Raw genomic sequence first — 11,793 nt, forward strand, 5'->3', positions numbered from 1 at the left:
CTCGACGGACTGCCTCTGTCGTTGTGGCGCTCCCATGGAGAACCTGGCCCATAGCGCATCCCTCCATTCCGGCGATAAGAATGCACCATCAAACCCCGGGATCAAACACCTAGAGCATCGGACCAAAAAGTGGATTTGCACTTTTGGGACCCATCCGATGCTTCCTTCAATAGCGCATCGTTGGGCGCGGACCCAGAGGGCCGCGTCAGCGAAAACCGGATCCACTTTTCCGCACGATGCGCTAGGGGCAAAGCTCCATACGCTCCAGAACGGGATATCTCACGAAGGGGGTCGCTGCTTGCAGCGGCCCTTTTTGTTAAGCCACCAAGGATGAACCTCTTACCCGTCCCTTTGGGCGGAGGGGAACATGCGCAGAACATTTGTTTGGCATTTCCCTGGGACTTTCGGTCCCATGAAGGTCCCACGGGCTCCTTTTCGCTCCTTTCGGCGAAACCGAGGGCTTGCCTAGGTGTTCTCAAATCGATAGAGAAACCAAGCTGTTGAGGATAACGGGGTGTAGCGCAGTCTGGTAGCGCATCTGCTTTGGGAGCAGAGGGTCGCGGGTTCAAATCCTGCCGCCCCGACCAACTTCAGCGGTTGAGTCTTGGAGAGAGTCCAAAACCTATGCCTGCACGGATCTACAAGCCCGCCAAGTCCGCAATGCAGTCCGGCATGGCCCGGACCAAGCAGTGGCTTCTCGTTTTCGAGCAGGACAAGCCCCGCGAGATCGAGCCCCTCATGGGCTGGACGAGTTCTGGCGATATGCGTCAGCAACTGAGCCTTTGGTTCGACACGAAGGAGGAGGCCATCGCCTATGCCGAGCGCGAAGGCATCGCCTATCGGGTCGAAGAACCGCACGAGGTCAAACGGCGGACAATCTCCTATTCCGACAACTTCAAGTTCAACCGCGTAGGCCCTTGGACTCACTAGGCCAGGGCCCTCAGCCGGATGGCTCCGTAGCTCAGCTGGATAGAGCAGCCGCCTTCTAAGCGGCAGGTCGTAGGTTCGAGCCCTACCGGAGTCGCCATTCTCTGCTTCGCGCAGTAACCCATGAAACAGCGCGCAAAAACCTCCTCAAAAAAATACGTTTTGACAGGCACTTAGAAGCCCAGGTGTGAAACCCGCTCTGTCGAAGGGCCCAAAACGCCCCTGCATGCTGCCTGGGGAACTTCCTTCTTCCTTTTACGCCCGCATGAGTCCTTCCCGTGACCCCGGAACTCACCGGTTCGATCGGAGGGCCGCCATGGCCGGTTACCACGAGATGCAGCGCAGGGCGTTCGAGCGGCTGCGCATAGCAAAGGCGCGCCGCCTCGCGGAGATCATCGACGGACCGATAAAGGCACCGGAAATCGCGCGCCGCGCGGGGGTCGTTCTCTAAACGACCCACACCCTGCTCGACGAGGCGATCCGGCAAGGATTCGTGACGGTCGTCGGCGAGAAGGCGAGCGGGAAGGCCTGCCTCTTCGTGCAGGCGGACGCGCCCTCTGCGCAGGCCGATGCGGCGCGGGAATCCCTCGACAGGGTGGGACAGGCGAGGGCACGGGTCCTTGCGGTGTGCCCGCTCTCCGGCTATGCGCCCGCCGCCGAGATCGTGGCGGCATCCGGGCTGCCCCACTACCTCGTCAACGAGACTCTGCGGGAACTCGCCGCAGCAGGACGGATCGAGGTGCCGGGCCGTCGCAACCCAGTGCTGCTGGGACTTGTCGGAGGCCATGGTCCCGTCGGTCACCCTGAAGTCGAGCGGATTGACGCCGTCGACCTCTTCGATCACCTGAACCCTATACGACTGTGGATCGTCCAGATCGTCGGAGGCTTCGGCGGCACCGCCTCTGCCCGCCAGGTCCAAGGCGTGATGGCCGAGCATGGGTTCGAGCTGCCCGGCACGCTCGACATCTCGACGGCCCTGCCCCAGGAGGCGAAGAGCGGTTGGGTCCGGATCCTTCGCGAGGAGGGCGTCTGGCAGGTTCGCTTCAAGATGACGGACGTGGGAAGGCGCGTCGCCTCGGAGGCGAACAGGACGAGGCCACTGGCGGACCTCGGCCCGATGCCGTCGTTTGCACGGTGATGCAGCGTCACGCGCATCCCGGTGACACCTCGGTTCCCGGTGCCGCTCCCCCCGGGCGGACGGTGCGCACGATCCCAAGGATTCCTTCGAATGACACGCGACCTCGCCTCGCGAGCACGTCCGCGAGTTCATTGACGGCATCTCCGTTGGTCCGCACAAGCGACCGTGCGCGCTCCAGGCTCTCGACAAGTACTTGGTTCACCGTGCAACGTAGGACGGGATCAGCCCGCACCCGGGCGAGCAGCTCCCCATCGTCCCGTGATGCGAGGTAGGCGAGGTCCGTGCCGAGCCCGAGCGAGACCTCCATGGCGGCCGCCAGCGCGGTCGCCCGCTGGAGGTCGGCGCCCCGCGCACCGCCTCCGCTGTCGGAGCGGGAGCCGAGCACGACCTCCTCGGCGGCGAGCCCCGCGAGGATCCCGGTGATCTCGGCCAGGTACGCCGGCCGCGTGCGCAGCAGGTCGGTCGCGTGCCGGAAGTCCGTCACCCCCGCCTCGGAGTCGGCCGACGCGGCGCGGAAGACCCGCGTCTCGACCGGGGCCTTCCCGGACTCCCTCAGCAGCAGGCAGCCGACGACCGCATGGCCCGCCTCGTGGATGCAGGCGCGGCGGAAGTCGGCATCTGACAGATGCCGCCGAGGGGGCAGCGCAGCGGTGAGGTCGTGCATCCGCATCTCCCGCCGCTCCCGGCGGGCGATGCGCCGGGCGTCGCGCACGACCTGCTCGATCACGGCACCGGACGCGCCCTCGAGACGCTCCGCGACCTCAGTCAGGTCCGTGCCCGGAAGCGCGTCGCGGAGGTGGTGCCGCAGGATGCCCTTGCGCGCCTCCAGGTCCGGCAGGGGGATGACGACGTGCCGGTCGAGCCTGCCGGGCCGGAGGATCGCGGGATCGATCTTGTGCGGCAGGTTCGTGGCCCCGACGACGACCACGCCCTCGCGTCCCTCGATCCCGTCGAGGCACTCGAGGAAGCCGTTGATGACCTCGCGGCAGTACTGCTCGTGCCTGACGTCGATCCTCTCCCGGTCGCCGAACGAGTCGAGCTCGTCGACGAACAGGATGCAGGGCGCATCCGCCTTCGCCTCGTCGAAGGCCCGGCGCATCGCCTTGAGCAGGTCGTTGAGAAGGCCCTTGGCCTGCCAGCGGGCGAGCGAGTGCACGTGGATCGGCACGTCGCACGACTTGGCGAACGCCCGGGCGAAGGTCGTCTTGCCCGTTCCCGTGGGACCGCTGACCAGGATGCCCTTGTCCATGTCGGCCCACATGATCCGCCCGGCCTTGTAGTCCGCGAAGTCCTGGGCCGCCGACCGTCCCCATTCGGCGGCCTCGCCCAGGCCGTGCAGGTCGTCGAGGGTTGGCCCGTCCAGCCCGTCCCTTGCCTTCCCGGTCGGGGACGGGTCCCCCGCCCGGGCCAATCCGAGGATCCGGACCGTCTGACGGAGGCTCCGGCCGGGACGGATGATCGAACCGACCGTGGCGAGCGGGACACCCTCAGCCGCATCCAGCAGGGCTTCGTCCGGCTCATGCCCGAGGACCGCCCGGACGGCTCCCCTGAGGGCATGGCGGTCGACGGGACCGGGTGTGAGGATCGCGTCGGCGGCGGCACGGAAGAGCGGCGGGAAGTCGGCCGGGCCGGAAGCGAAGGCGAAGAGCCGCGCCCGCGACGCCAGCTTGCCCCGCACGAAGCCTGCGTCCCTGCGCGACCACTTGGCCTTGCCATCGAACGTGATGATCTCGTGGTCAGGGTCGAGCATGGCGCGCCGGGGGTCGAAGCCATCCCTGACCTGCTCGGCCAGCAGGGCCTTCCCGGCCTCGACGAACACCTCCCGGTCATCGTCGTCCGCGACCGCGAAGCCGACGGCACAGGGCAGTCCGCGCAGCACGTGATGCAAACCGGCATGCCTCAGCGTGCGGACGAGCAGGCCCCGGGCGAGGGTGGTGCCCATGTCGGCGGGGCGGCGCGCGGTTTCCTTGCGCCTGTCCACGAGAACCCGTGCATTGGCCATGGCTCCCTCCCTCACGTGCGGGGCGCGACGGCGAGGAACCCGCACGAGCGGTCCGGCCGGCCGAGGGCATAGAAACGTGAGACCGTGCGGGCGTAGCCGAGGGCGGGCGCGAGCACCCACAGGCCGGTAGTGATTCCGGATCTCCCGTCCGCGATGGTCGGGTGGTTGAACATGATGCCCGTCAGGGCAGGGTCGGGGCGCGGGATCGCCCGCCAGGAAATAATTTTCGGGCAGGAGGCGAGTGCTGCCTCATTGGGATGCTGGCCGCGGCGGATGTCCTCGAGCGCGTGGACGAGCCCGCGCAGGCGATGGATCTCGGACTCGAGTTCAGGCGCAGGTCCGGCCTTGTCGATGATGAAGGTCATTGGGCGTGCTCCGTCGCATGCGGCGCGCGAACGACGGCCGGCGACTTGCGGTGTTGCTGGGAAGGATCGGTTCAGTTGTGGAAGCGGGAGACGCGGGTCTCGGGACCGATGCGGGCCTCGTCGAGGTCGATCCCGACGAAGCGGCGCAGGGCCATGGCGGCGATCACGCCTATCGCGTCGCGCCCGTCGCGAATGACCTGCATGCAGGAGGCCAAGGGCATCGGCCCCTGCTCGTCGAGGAGCGTCAGCAGCCGGACGCGATCGCCCAGCGAGATGCGGTACGCCGTATAACGGAGGAGGTCGCGGGCGTTGTCGAGGCGGAAGCCGTCATGCAGGTCGGCCTCGGCATGGCAGCCGTACCCGCAGCCGACGGCGCGGGCGGCGTCAGCCACCCACGGGGGAGGGGCCATCGCCTCGGACGGCACGGCATCGATCAGGACGGTGCCTGTCGCCCGGACCACGGCGAAGTCGGGCACGTGCACGGCGCTGCCGTGGGTGAGGACGCTCGGCAGGCAGGTCCACGATTCCACGGCGGGATCGACATCGAGCAGGCAGCCGAGGTCGCGCGCCGCCTGGTTCCGGAACAGCGGCGTTCCGCGGCAGCGCATGGTGCCGCGCGGTGTGAAGGCGAGCGCGGATGCGTCTTCCCGGATGCGGGCCAGCAGGTCGTTTCCATCGTCGGCGACGATGACGGCAGGCGAGGTGAGGGTCATGGATACGCTTGTCCCAAGGCGGACGGCAGCAGCCGTCGCGTGAACCGATCAGGAGCAGATTCGGGAAATCAGCGTATCGAGGCTATTCGGGCCGAGCGCACGGCGACGGTGCGCGGGAGGCGCGGTCCGATGCAAGCGAAGTGTGCGGCAGCCTGGGTCATGGTCGGAACAAATAGGCAACACAGCCAAGCTTGTCAACCAAGTATTCGAAGAAATCCGGCGCGACGCGCAAGAAGTCGGCGCAAGCATCGGCAGGGCGGGACCCCGGTGCGTCCTTGGCGGGTGGGCACGAGAGCCCTTCCGCCGGGAGGCGGGCTACTCCTGCCACGGCTCCACAAGACGGGTGTCGTTCGGGCGCACCTCCAGGCGATACGCCACCTCCTCCCCGATGACGGGGGTTGCGGCCGGACCGCAGATGACCTTGAACGCCGTGCCTCGGTCATCGGAACCGACCTCCGTGACCCTGGTGGCCATGGGACAGGCGAACCCGCCGTCCCTGATCCAGGAGGCGTATCGCTCCAGGAGTTCGAGGGTCCAAACATCACTCTGGGCAGGGGAGATGCCGGGGAACAGGGCTGCAATGACAAGGACGGCTATGCGCATCGGGATCATCTCGCGGATCGTTCCTGGTTCGGATGATGCGCCGGTGGCGGAGCCTGTTCAGCCAGTCCCTTGCGAGGAAGCGGATGCCGGCACGATGTCGGCTTCACGTACGACGCGCTGGATCGGCCCTGCCGCTGCCTTGATCCGATAGAGTGGCTCGTCGTCCGGTCCGGAGGGCACAAGGTGCAGGATCTCGTAGATCCCGGTATTCTCGGGAAGGCGTTCCCTTGGCCGCACGAGCTGGCCGATCCCGAATCTGTGGGTCATGGCATCTGTTCCTCATCCGCGAGCGCGGCTCTTCTGCGATGGCCCGCCCGATGCCGAAACAACCGTGTCGCTTGGCCCGACGTTCCAACGGATGCCACAGGGTGCCCGTGCCATGATGCGGTCGCCTGACGGATCTGCTGATCGCAGCCTCGAGGCCGGGGACGAGGTCATGCTTGCGATCCAGGCTAGGCGCAGCAGGTTGGCCTATCCCCTCGCAGGCTGGCTTGCCGCGGCGGCAGGCAGAGTGGCTGGGACGCCATGCCTGGGCCAAGCTGCTCTCCGGCTCCGGCACTGGACGGACTTGCTGCGCGTTGGTTGACCATGGCGAACCCTCTCAAGCTCGTATCAAATCAGCCCAAGGACACCCCCGGCGTGGTCGCCTCGGCCGCGTATGCGGGAGGCCGGCGGGTGGCCGAGGTGCCCATCGAGGAGATCGGCGAATGGTCGCGCAAGCCCGGGCACGTGGTCTGGGTCGGCCTGTACGAGCCCGGTCTCGATCTTCTGCGGAGGGTCCAGGCGGAGTTCGGCCTGCATGAACTCGCCATCGAGGATGCGCTCAAGGCCCACCAGCGGCCCAAGATCGAAAAATACGGCGAGGCGCTGTTCGTCGTCGCCCGGACGGCCCAGATGCTGGATCGGCGCATCGCCTTCGGCGAGACCCACCTGTTCGTCGGGCGCGGCTACGTGGTCTCCGTCCGCCATGGCGCCTCGACCTCCTACACGCCAGTGCGCGAGCGCTGCGAGGCGGCGCCGACGGCGCTCTCGGACGGGGAGGACTTCATCCTCTATGCCATCCTCGATTTCATCGTCGACAACTACATGCCGGTCATCGAGATGATCCAGGCGGAGGTCGAGGGGATCGAGGATGGCATCCTGGGCGCGAACCCGCCCCGGCACCAGATTGGTCGGCTCTACCAGCTCCGCCGGGATCTGCTGCGCCTGCGCAATGCTGCGGTGCCGCTGGTCGAGGTGTGCCGACGCCTCGAGCAGCCCGGGCTGCCGGGGATCGATGCCGCGATGCAGCCGCTGTTCCGCGACGTCTCCGACCACATCCGGCGGGTGCAGGAGGAGATCGAGTCGCTGCGCGAGGTGCTGGCCTTCGCCTTCGAGACCAGCCTGATGACCGGACAGGCGCAACAGACCGAGATCACCCGCAAGCTGGCGGCGTGGGCCGCCATCCTGGCCGTGCCGACTGCGGTGGCCGGAGTGTACGGCATGAACTTCGAGCACATGCCCGAACTGCACTGGCAGTACGGTTACTTCCTGGTGCTGATGGTCATCGTGACCGTGTGCGGAGGGCTGTATTGGCACTTCCGGCGCAATCGCTGGCTCTGAGCGATTCCGGCGTTGATCGATTTCCGCTCGGAATGGGTGCGCGCGATGCCGATATCCTAAGCTCCCGTTCAGGCAGGACGCCCTACAACGTGAACCAGCGCAAGGTGGCGCGACGGGCGATCCCAGGCCATGGGCCAGCGGAGGAGGCGGACATGGCAACACGACGGCTTCGCCTGGCCCTGTGGCAGCACCGCCGCTCCCTGAGACGGCAGGCCACGGCGCAGGAGGGTGCGGCCGAGCATCTGACCGCCTTGGCGGACACCCTGGTCAACGTCGGTCGACCCGAGGCCGCGCGACGCCTGGTGGGGATCGCCCTGCGCTTCCGGGTGAGGGCCATCTGCCTGACGGCCAAGGCCAATGCCGTGAACTGGCGCGCAGGACGGGTCGGCGGGAGCATTCCTTCCATCCCCGGGGTGCATGGGTGCGACGGCCACCGGAAGACGTCAGGCTCAGGATCCGCCTGGCGGGGCGAAGAAGCAGATGATCTTCCTGGCGGGTGACTCGCAGAGGTGAAAGTGCCGGTCCGGGGACAGCCGGGCGATCCCCCGCGCGATGACGCGCCCATCCCAGAGCTGCCATCCGTCCCTGGTCTCGGCGACCGTTTCGCCGCTCTCCTCGGCCAAGGGACGGCAATCCTTGTCGCTGCAACAGGAGACCGGATACCAGTCATGCGCAAGCGCCGTCGAGGAGCCCAGAAGCAGCAACCCGATCAGCCGTCCCAAAGAGCGAACCATGAAGGAGTCTCCGTGCGAAGCGGTGGCCAGGGTTTCACGGTCCAGTTCGGATGGGGTTTCAGTTGCCCATCCGGTCGCGCCAGCGGGTCTCGCCCGCCATGCAATCGGCTCTGGCTGCCCCGGTTTGGGTTCGCCTGACCAGCGGAGCCGGAGGAGACGTCAGGCCTGAGACCTCCAGGATGATCTTGGTCTTGATCGCCTCCTGGAATTGCGCCTTCTCCCGCGCGGGCACCATGAACGCGCCCTGGCCGCCGATGACGCAGTCGCGGAAGTAGATGTCGAGGTCCGGATCGTCGAGGGAGCCCGGCTTCTTCAGCATGATCGGCAGGCCATTGATCGTGATGCCGCTCGCAATCGCCTCATCGCGGGCCTGAGGGGCGGGGCGGCCCTGGTTGTTCACCCCGTCACCGGACACGTCGATCACCTTGCGGCTTGCCTCCAGGCCGTTGTTGTCGAACAGCCGTGCTGCCGCGTCGATGGCACCCGAGACCGACGTGCGCTGCGCCCGGTGCAGCGGGGTCGAGGCGATCCGGTCGGCAAAGGCCATCAGGCTCTCGGAATTGTCGAGGATCGTCCAGGGGATGATCACCTGCTGGTCGGCGGCCCCGGCCCATTCCATGTAGGTGACGGCAATCCGGCCGAGCATGCCACCGCGGATCGCATCGTGGACGAGCGGCGAGCGGAACGCCTCGGCGAAGCCCTCCCGCTGCAATTCCTGCTCGTCCGTGTCCATCGAGAACGAGATGTCCACGGCAATGACGAGGGCGAGATCAACCTCCGTCTGCGCCCGCGCCGGCATGGTTGTGATCAGGGCAGCCGCCCAAGCGAGGACGGGAAGCAGCATCGCGCGCACGGGGTGAAGCATGGCAACCCTCCTGGCGTCCGGCCGGAGGGACGAGGGCTAGAGCCAGCCCCTCCACTTGAACCAATGATAGGGCAGTACGGCCGAGATCACCATGAGCACCAGGGCGACGGCATAGCCGTAATCCCAATCCAGCTCCGGCATGTCCTGGAAGTTCATGCCGTAGATCGTCCCCACCAGGGTTGGCGGCAGGAACAGCACCGCGGCGATCGAGAACACCTTGATGATGCGGTTCTGGTCGAGGTTGATCAGGCCGAGCGTCGCCTCATGCAGGTAGACGATCTCGGACGACAGTTGCCCCTCGTAGGCCGAGAGCGAGCGCAGGTCCCGCTCGACCTGCTTCAGGCGGGCCGGACTGCCGTTGGTCAGCCACGCCTCCGCGCTCTGCCGGAGATACGGGATCAAACGCGACAGCGACAGCAGGCTCTCGCGCAGGATCGCCACCGTCATGTTCTTGCGCCCGAGCCGCTTGATCAGCACCTGGAGCTCGTCCTCGACCCGCTTGGCCCGACGCCTCTTCGGGCTGCGGTCCTCGATGAACAGCCGGGTCGAGACCTCGTTCAAATCGGCCGCCACCAGCTCCAGCACGTCGGCAGCCCGTTCGACGATGCTCTCCAGCAGCGAGGCCAGCAGGCTGTCGCTGGTGGTGTGGGCCTCCGGCTGGCGCTGGCACTTGGCCGCGAACGAGCGGAAGGGCACCGGGTCGGCGTAGCGCACCGAGACCAGATGGGTTGGAGTGAGCACGAAGGTGATCTGGGCGCGGGAGGGCCGGCCCTCGGCCACGCCGTTGATGATCACGGCCGTCATGACCAGGGCGCCGTGTTCCTGGTACAGGCGCGCCGACTCCTCGATCTCGGCCATCTCCTGCCGGGTCGGCACCTGAAGCCCGAGCAGCGCCTCCACGGCCTTCTCCTCCTCGTGCGTGGGATCGAGGAGGTCGATCCAGAGCACGTCAGACGGAGCAGGGAGCGTGGTGGCCTCGTGCGCGAGGCGCACGAGACGGCCCTGGCGCAGGCCATGGAAGTTCATCATCGGTCGGTTCCAGCGTGTGATAGATCAGCCGCGCGTGGGCTTCACGGGTGGCGTGGCGTGGTGGGCGAGATTGTCAGTCAATGATGCCGCGGCGGGCGGGCCGAGGGCAACGGCCGCGACGTGCAGGCCGATCACGGGCGCGAACACGAGCCCGAGCAGGAGGACAACCATCAGCATGATGCTGCGGTCGTCGGATTGGGCGTCCCCATTGCCCACGCGGGCACGGGAGGAGAACAGGTTCAGGAGGGTCATGGGCTCACCTCGGTTCCGACCAGCCGTCGCGGGCCGGTGGCGGGTGAGCCGATCAAGCGATCAGGCGTCCGCGCGGGCCGGCAACGGCGTGGTCAATCGACTGGGACTGTCGCTTGGCATTTCGTTCAGGGTTCCTGTGGGTCCGCGGCGCGCCGAAGCGGGATCCGCCCCTCGGAGATGCCTCCTTTCCCGGACAAGGTCAAGTCCGGTCCCACGCCGCCCGAACAATGGCCGTGCCCCGGCGTTGGCAAGGTCCACGCCCGCCCGGGACAGGGCCCGACATCACGCAGGTGAAGCGGGAAGGGAGGCACGCCGCGATGGAGCCACAGGCCCTTGGCCGATCTTCCACCATCCCGGACCTCTTTCCCGGCACTATGGAGGCGGTGCCTCCCGGCGCGGCACGGGTTGCGAATCTGCTCGAAGCGGTCGGGATTGCCATCTTCCTGGCGTTGCTGGTCGGTGCCGCCGTCATTTCAATCAGACGGAACCGCCGCTGACCTTCGGCTGCATCCTCACGGCCAACGCGGTCGCCCGCCCGCCGGCATTGTACCTCACGGCTTGCGGCAGGATACACGAGCCATACGCCCGTTCGAGGCAAGGGAGAGGACCGGCAGTGACGATCACGCGTCCGAGGCCGCATTGCGGCTGCGCATCTTCATCCTGACCACGATGGCACTGGCCCCGGCGCTGGCGATCCCCGGCTAGAACGAGGTCTCCCTGCGCCGCAGCCGCGAGGCCGAGATCCATGCACTGGCCTCCGGTTCGGGCAACCGGGACGGCTTCCCGCATCGGGATCCGTCACGGCCACAGGCATGGAAAGACCAGGCCTTTTCGGGCGATGTCCGGCGGTCAGCGCCACATGGCAGTGATGGCGTCGGGCATGTGTTCTCCGGCACAGCCGGACCGCGCGCTGAAGCTTATCGGTGGACCATGAGCACGAACCCGCTTCGCGCCCTCATCGGGGCGTGGCGAAACCCCTGTCACGCCAAGTACCGACGATGAGCAAGACCACACGATTCCCTGCACCCTCCATCCGCCTGAGCCTCGCGGAATGGGGAGCCGTTGCCGTCCTCATGACGTTTCTGGTCGTGTGGTTCGGCTCGGCCTTTGTTTAACCCACGGCCCTCCGTCGAGTCTCAGCGCGACCTCCTGCGATGGATCGGAGCCATGGCGGTTACGGATAGCCATGACCAACTCCGCTCGGTCAGATGCATGGGACGGCCAATTGTCGGGTAGAGAATTGAAGGGGACGCCTGCTATTCCCCGATAGGCGGTCGAACGTCAGGAAGGCAACAGTGAGCGGCCGCTCATGGGCTGCTGCGCACGGACCGCGGTTGACCCTGTGCGGACTTTCCCAGCGGTCCCCCTACCAGCACAGAGCAAACTTCCACTTGGCCCTATGTTTCGCGCTTTCCGTTCCTGAAATCACGTGGCCCTAATACTACAGCCGGGTTTGTGCGTTGTCTTAGACACGGAGGTGTCGAGCCATGACGCATGCAAGCGAGGCCCACCGCTGGGCCGATCAGTTGGATGATCTCGTCGCCCGGATTGCTCCCCGGTTCA

The 11,793-nt window shown here is 66.9% G+C and carries 16 protein-coding genes and 2 tRNA genes; 8 read left to right on the forward strand and 10 right to left on the reverse strand.

Going from position 1 to position 11,793, the window contains the following annotated elements:
- Nucleotides 1-510: 510 nt before the first annotated feature.
- The 5 genes from ACS5Q1_RS42575 (at nucleotide 511) to ACS5Q1_RS42595 (ending at nucleotide 2,065) form a co-directional block, all read left to right on the forward strand.
- Nucleotides 511-587, forward strand: a tRNA-Pro gene (locus ACS5Q1_RS42575).
- 37 nt (nucleotides 588-624) lie between these two features.
- Nucleotides 625-930, forward strand: a complete 306-nt coding sequence (locus ACS5Q1_RS42580; protein ID WP_473103888.1) for an ETC complex I subunit — start codon at nucleotides 625-627, stop codon at nucleotides 928-930.
- 20 nt (nucleotides 931-950) lie between these two features.
- A tRNA-Arg gene (locus ACS5Q1_RS42585) sits at nucleotides 951-1,027 on the forward strand.
- 216 nt (nucleotides 1,028-1,243) lie between these two features.
- The gene (locus ACS5Q1_RS42590) at nucleotides 1,244-1,378 is read left to right on the forward strand and encodes a hypothetical protein (protein ID WP_473103889.1); all 135 of its coding nucleotides are present in this window, start codon (nucleotides 1,244-1,246) and stop codon (nucleotides 1,376-1,378) included.
- A gap of 42 nt (nucleotides 1,379-1,420) precedes the next feature.
- Nucleotides 1,421-2,065, forward strand: a complete 645-nt coding sequence (locus ACS5Q1_RS42595; protein WP_473103890.1) for a hypothetical protein — start codon at nucleotides 1,421-1,423, stop codon at nucleotides 2,063-2,065.
- Between the two features lie 7 nt (nucleotides 2,066-2,072).
- On the opposite strand, the gene ACS5Q1_RS42600 is transcribed toward ACS5Q1_RS42595, so the two are convergent.
- The 5 genes from ACS5Q1_RS42600 to ACS5Q1_RS42620 form a co-directional block, all read right to left on the reverse strand.
- Nucleotides 2,073-4,067 (reverse strand): AAA family ATPase, encoded by a 1,995-nt coding sequence (locus ACS5Q1_RS42600; RefSeq protein ID WP_473103891.1) that lies wholly within the window; start codon nucleotides 4,065-4,067, stop codon nucleotides 2,073-2,075.
- A gap of 11 nt (nucleotides 4,068-4,078) precedes the next feature.
- Entirely contained in the window at nucleotides 4,079-4,432 is a 354-nt protein-coding gene (locus tag ACS5Q1_RS42605; protein ID WP_473103892.1) for a DUF6634 family protein, read from the reverse strand.
- 71 nt (nucleotides 4,433-4,503) lie between these two features.
- Nucleotides 4,504-5,145 (reverse strand): hypothetical protein, encoded by a 642-nt coding sequence (locus ACS5Q1_RS42610; RefSeq protein WP_473103893.1) that lies wholly within the window; start codon nucleotides 5,143-5,145, stop codon nucleotides 4,504-4,506.
- A gap of 315 nt (nucleotides 5,146-5,460) precedes the next feature.
- On the reverse strand, nucleotides 5,461-5,748 hold the full coding sequence (locus ACS5Q1_RS42615) for a hypothetical protein (RefSeq protein WP_473103894.1): 288 nt from the start codon (nucleotides 5,746-5,748) through the stop codon (nucleotides 5,461-5,463).
- Between the two features lie 57 nt (nucleotides 5,749-5,805).
- Nucleotides 5,806-6,015 (reverse strand): hypothetical protein, encoded by a 210-nt coding sequence (locus ACS5Q1_RS42620; protein WP_473103895.1) that lies wholly within the window; start codon nucleotides 6,013-6,015, stop codon nucleotides 5,806-5,808.
- 321 nt (nucleotides 6,016-6,336) lie between these two features.
- Here ACS5Q1_RS42620 and ACS5Q1_RS42625 point away from each other — a divergent pair, with 321 nt between their 5' ends.
- Nucleotides 6,337-7,350 carry a magnesium and cobalt transport protein CorA gene (locus tag ACS5Q1_RS42625; RefSeq protein WP_473103903.1) on the forward strand — a complete coding sequence of 338 codons (1,014 nt, stop codon included), beginning with the start codon at nucleotides 6,337-6,339 and terminating at the stop codon, nucleotides 7,348-7,350.
- Nucleotides 7,351-7,502: 152 nt separating this feature from the next.
- Nucleotides 7,503-7,850 carry a hypothetical protein gene (locus ACS5Q1_RS42630; protein WP_473103896.1) on the forward strand — a complete coding sequence of 116 codons (348 nt, stop codon included), beginning with the start codon at nucleotides 7,503-7,505 and terminating at the stop codon, nucleotides 7,848-7,850.
- On the opposite strand, the gene ACS5Q1_RS42635 is transcribed toward ACS5Q1_RS42630, so the two are convergent.
- From ACS5Q1_RS42635 to ACS5Q1_RS42650, 4 genes are read right to left on the reverse strand one after another with little or no spacing between them, the layout of a single operon-like run.
- Nucleotides 7,800-8,084, reverse strand: coding sequence for a hypothetical protein (locus ACS5Q1_RS42635; RefSeq protein WP_473103897.1), 285 nt, complete (start codon nucleotides 8,082-8,084; stop codon nucleotides 7,800-7,802). The two genes, ACS5Q1_RS42630 and ACS5Q1_RS42635, sit on opposite strands and share 51 nt — an antisense overlap.
- Before the next feature lie 58 nt (nucleotides 8,085-8,142).
- Nucleotides 8,143-8,949, reverse strand: a complete 807-nt coding sequence (locus ACS5Q1_RS42640) for a DUF1194 domain-containing protein (RefSeq protein WP_473103898.1) — start codon at nucleotides 8,947-8,949, stop codon at nucleotides 8,143-8,145.
- A 36-nt stretch (nucleotides 8,950-8,985) separates the two neighbouring features.
- The gene (locus tag ACS5Q1_RS42645; protein WP_473103899.1) at nucleotides 8,986-9,978 is read right to left on the reverse strand and encodes a magnesium transporter CorA family protein; all 993 of its coding nucleotides are present in this window, start codon (nucleotides 9,976-9,978) and stop codon (nucleotides 8,986-8,988) included.
- Between the two features lie 24 nt (nucleotides 9,979-10,002).
- Nucleotides 10,003-10,230 carry a hypothetical protein gene (locus ACS5Q1_RS42650; protein WP_473103900.1) on the reverse strand — a complete coding sequence of 76 codons (228 nt, stop codon included), beginning with the start codon at nucleotides 10,228-10,230 and terminating at the stop codon, nucleotides 10,003-10,005.
- A 317-nt stretch (nucleotides 10,231-10,547) separates the two neighbouring features.
- On the opposite strand from ACS5Q1_RS42650, the gene ACS5Q1_RS42655 reads away from it, so the two are divergent.
- Complete coding sequence (locus tag ACS5Q1_RS42655; RefSeq protein WP_473103901.1) at nucleotides 10,548-10,727, forward strand: hypothetical protein; 180 nt, start codon at nucleotides 10,548-10,550, stop codon at nucleotides 10,725-10,727.
- On the opposite strand, the gene ACS5Q1_RS42660 is transcribed toward ACS5Q1_RS42655, so the two are convergent.
- Nucleotides 10,708-10,977, reverse strand: coding sequence for a hypothetical protein (locus ACS5Q1_RS42660; RefSeq protein WP_473103902.1), 270 nt, complete (start codon nucleotides 10,975-10,977; stop codon nucleotides 10,708-10,710). The two genes, ACS5Q1_RS42655 and ACS5Q1_RS42660, sit on opposite strands and share 20 nt — an antisense overlap.
- Nucleotides 10,978-11,793: the final 816 nt, after the last annotated feature.

The organism is Microvirga sp. GN3 (genome assembly GCF_055792825.1).

Bases quoted from the DNA above. Each gene is read 5' to 3' on its own strand.
- ACS5Q1_RS42635 (WP_473103897.1), bottom strand. From the start codon at position 8,084: ATGGTTCGCTCTTTGGGACGGCTGATCGGGTTGCTGCTTCTGGGCTCC.
- ACS5Q1_RS42620 (WP_473103895.1), bottom strand. From the start codon at position 6,015: ATGACCCACAGATTCGGGATCGGCCAGCTCGTGCGGCCAAGGGAACGC.
- ACS5Q1_RS42610 (WP_473103893.1), bottom strand. From the start codon at position 5,145: ATGACCCTCACCTCGCCTGCCGTCATCGTCGCCGACGATGGAAACGAC.
- ACS5Q1_RS42605 (WP_473103892.1), bottom strand. From the start codon at position 4,432: ATGACCTTCATCATCGACAAGGCCGGACCTGCGCCTGAACTCGAGTCC.
- ACS5Q1_RS42660 (WP_473103902.1), bottom strand. From the start codon at position 10,977: ATGGATCTCGGCCTCGCGGCTGCGGCGCAGGGAGACCTCGTTCTAGCC.
- ACS5Q1_RS42615 (WP_473103894.1), bottom strand. From the start codon at position 5,748: ATGCGCATAGCCGTCCTTGTCATTGCAGCCCTGTTCCCCGGCATCTCC.
- ACS5Q1_RS42600 (WP_473103891.1), bottom strand. From the start codon at position 4,067: ATGGCCAATGCACGGGTTCTCGTGGACAGGCGCAAGGAAACCGCGCGC.
- ACS5Q1_RS42655 (WP_473103901.1), top strand. From the start codon at position 10,548: ATGGAGCCACAGGCCCTTGGCCGATCTTCCACCATCCCGGACCTCTTT.
- ACS5Q1_RS42640 (WP_473103898.1), bottom strand. From the start codon at position 8,949: ATGCTTCACCCCGTGCGCGCGATGCTGCTTCCCGTCCTCGCTTGGGCG.
- ACS5Q1_RS42645 (WP_473103899.1), bottom strand. From the start codon at position 9,978: ATGATGAACTTCCATGGCCTGCGCCAGGGCCGTCTCGTGCGCCTCGCG.
- ACS5Q1_RS42625 (WP_473103903.1), top strand. From the start codon at position 6,337: ATGGCGAACCCTCTCAAGCTCGTATCAAATCAGCCCAAGGACACCCCC.
- ACS5Q1_RS42580 (WP_473103888.1), top strand. From the start codon at position 625: ATGCCTGCACGGATCTACAAGCCCGCCAAGTCCGCAATGCAGTCCGGC.
- ACS5Q1_RS42650 (WP_473103900.1), bottom strand. From the start codon at position 10,230: ATGACCCTCCTGAACCTGTTCTCCTCCCGTGCCCGCGTGGGCAATGGG.
- ACS5Q1_RS42630 (WP_473103896.1), top strand. From the start codon at position 7,503: ATGGCAACACGACGGCTTCGCCTGGCCCTGTGGCAGCACCGCCGCTCC.
- ACS5Q1_RS42590 (WP_473103889.1), top strand. From the start codon at position 1,244: ATGGCCGGTTACCACGAGATGCAGCGCAGGGCGTTCGAGCGGCTGCGC.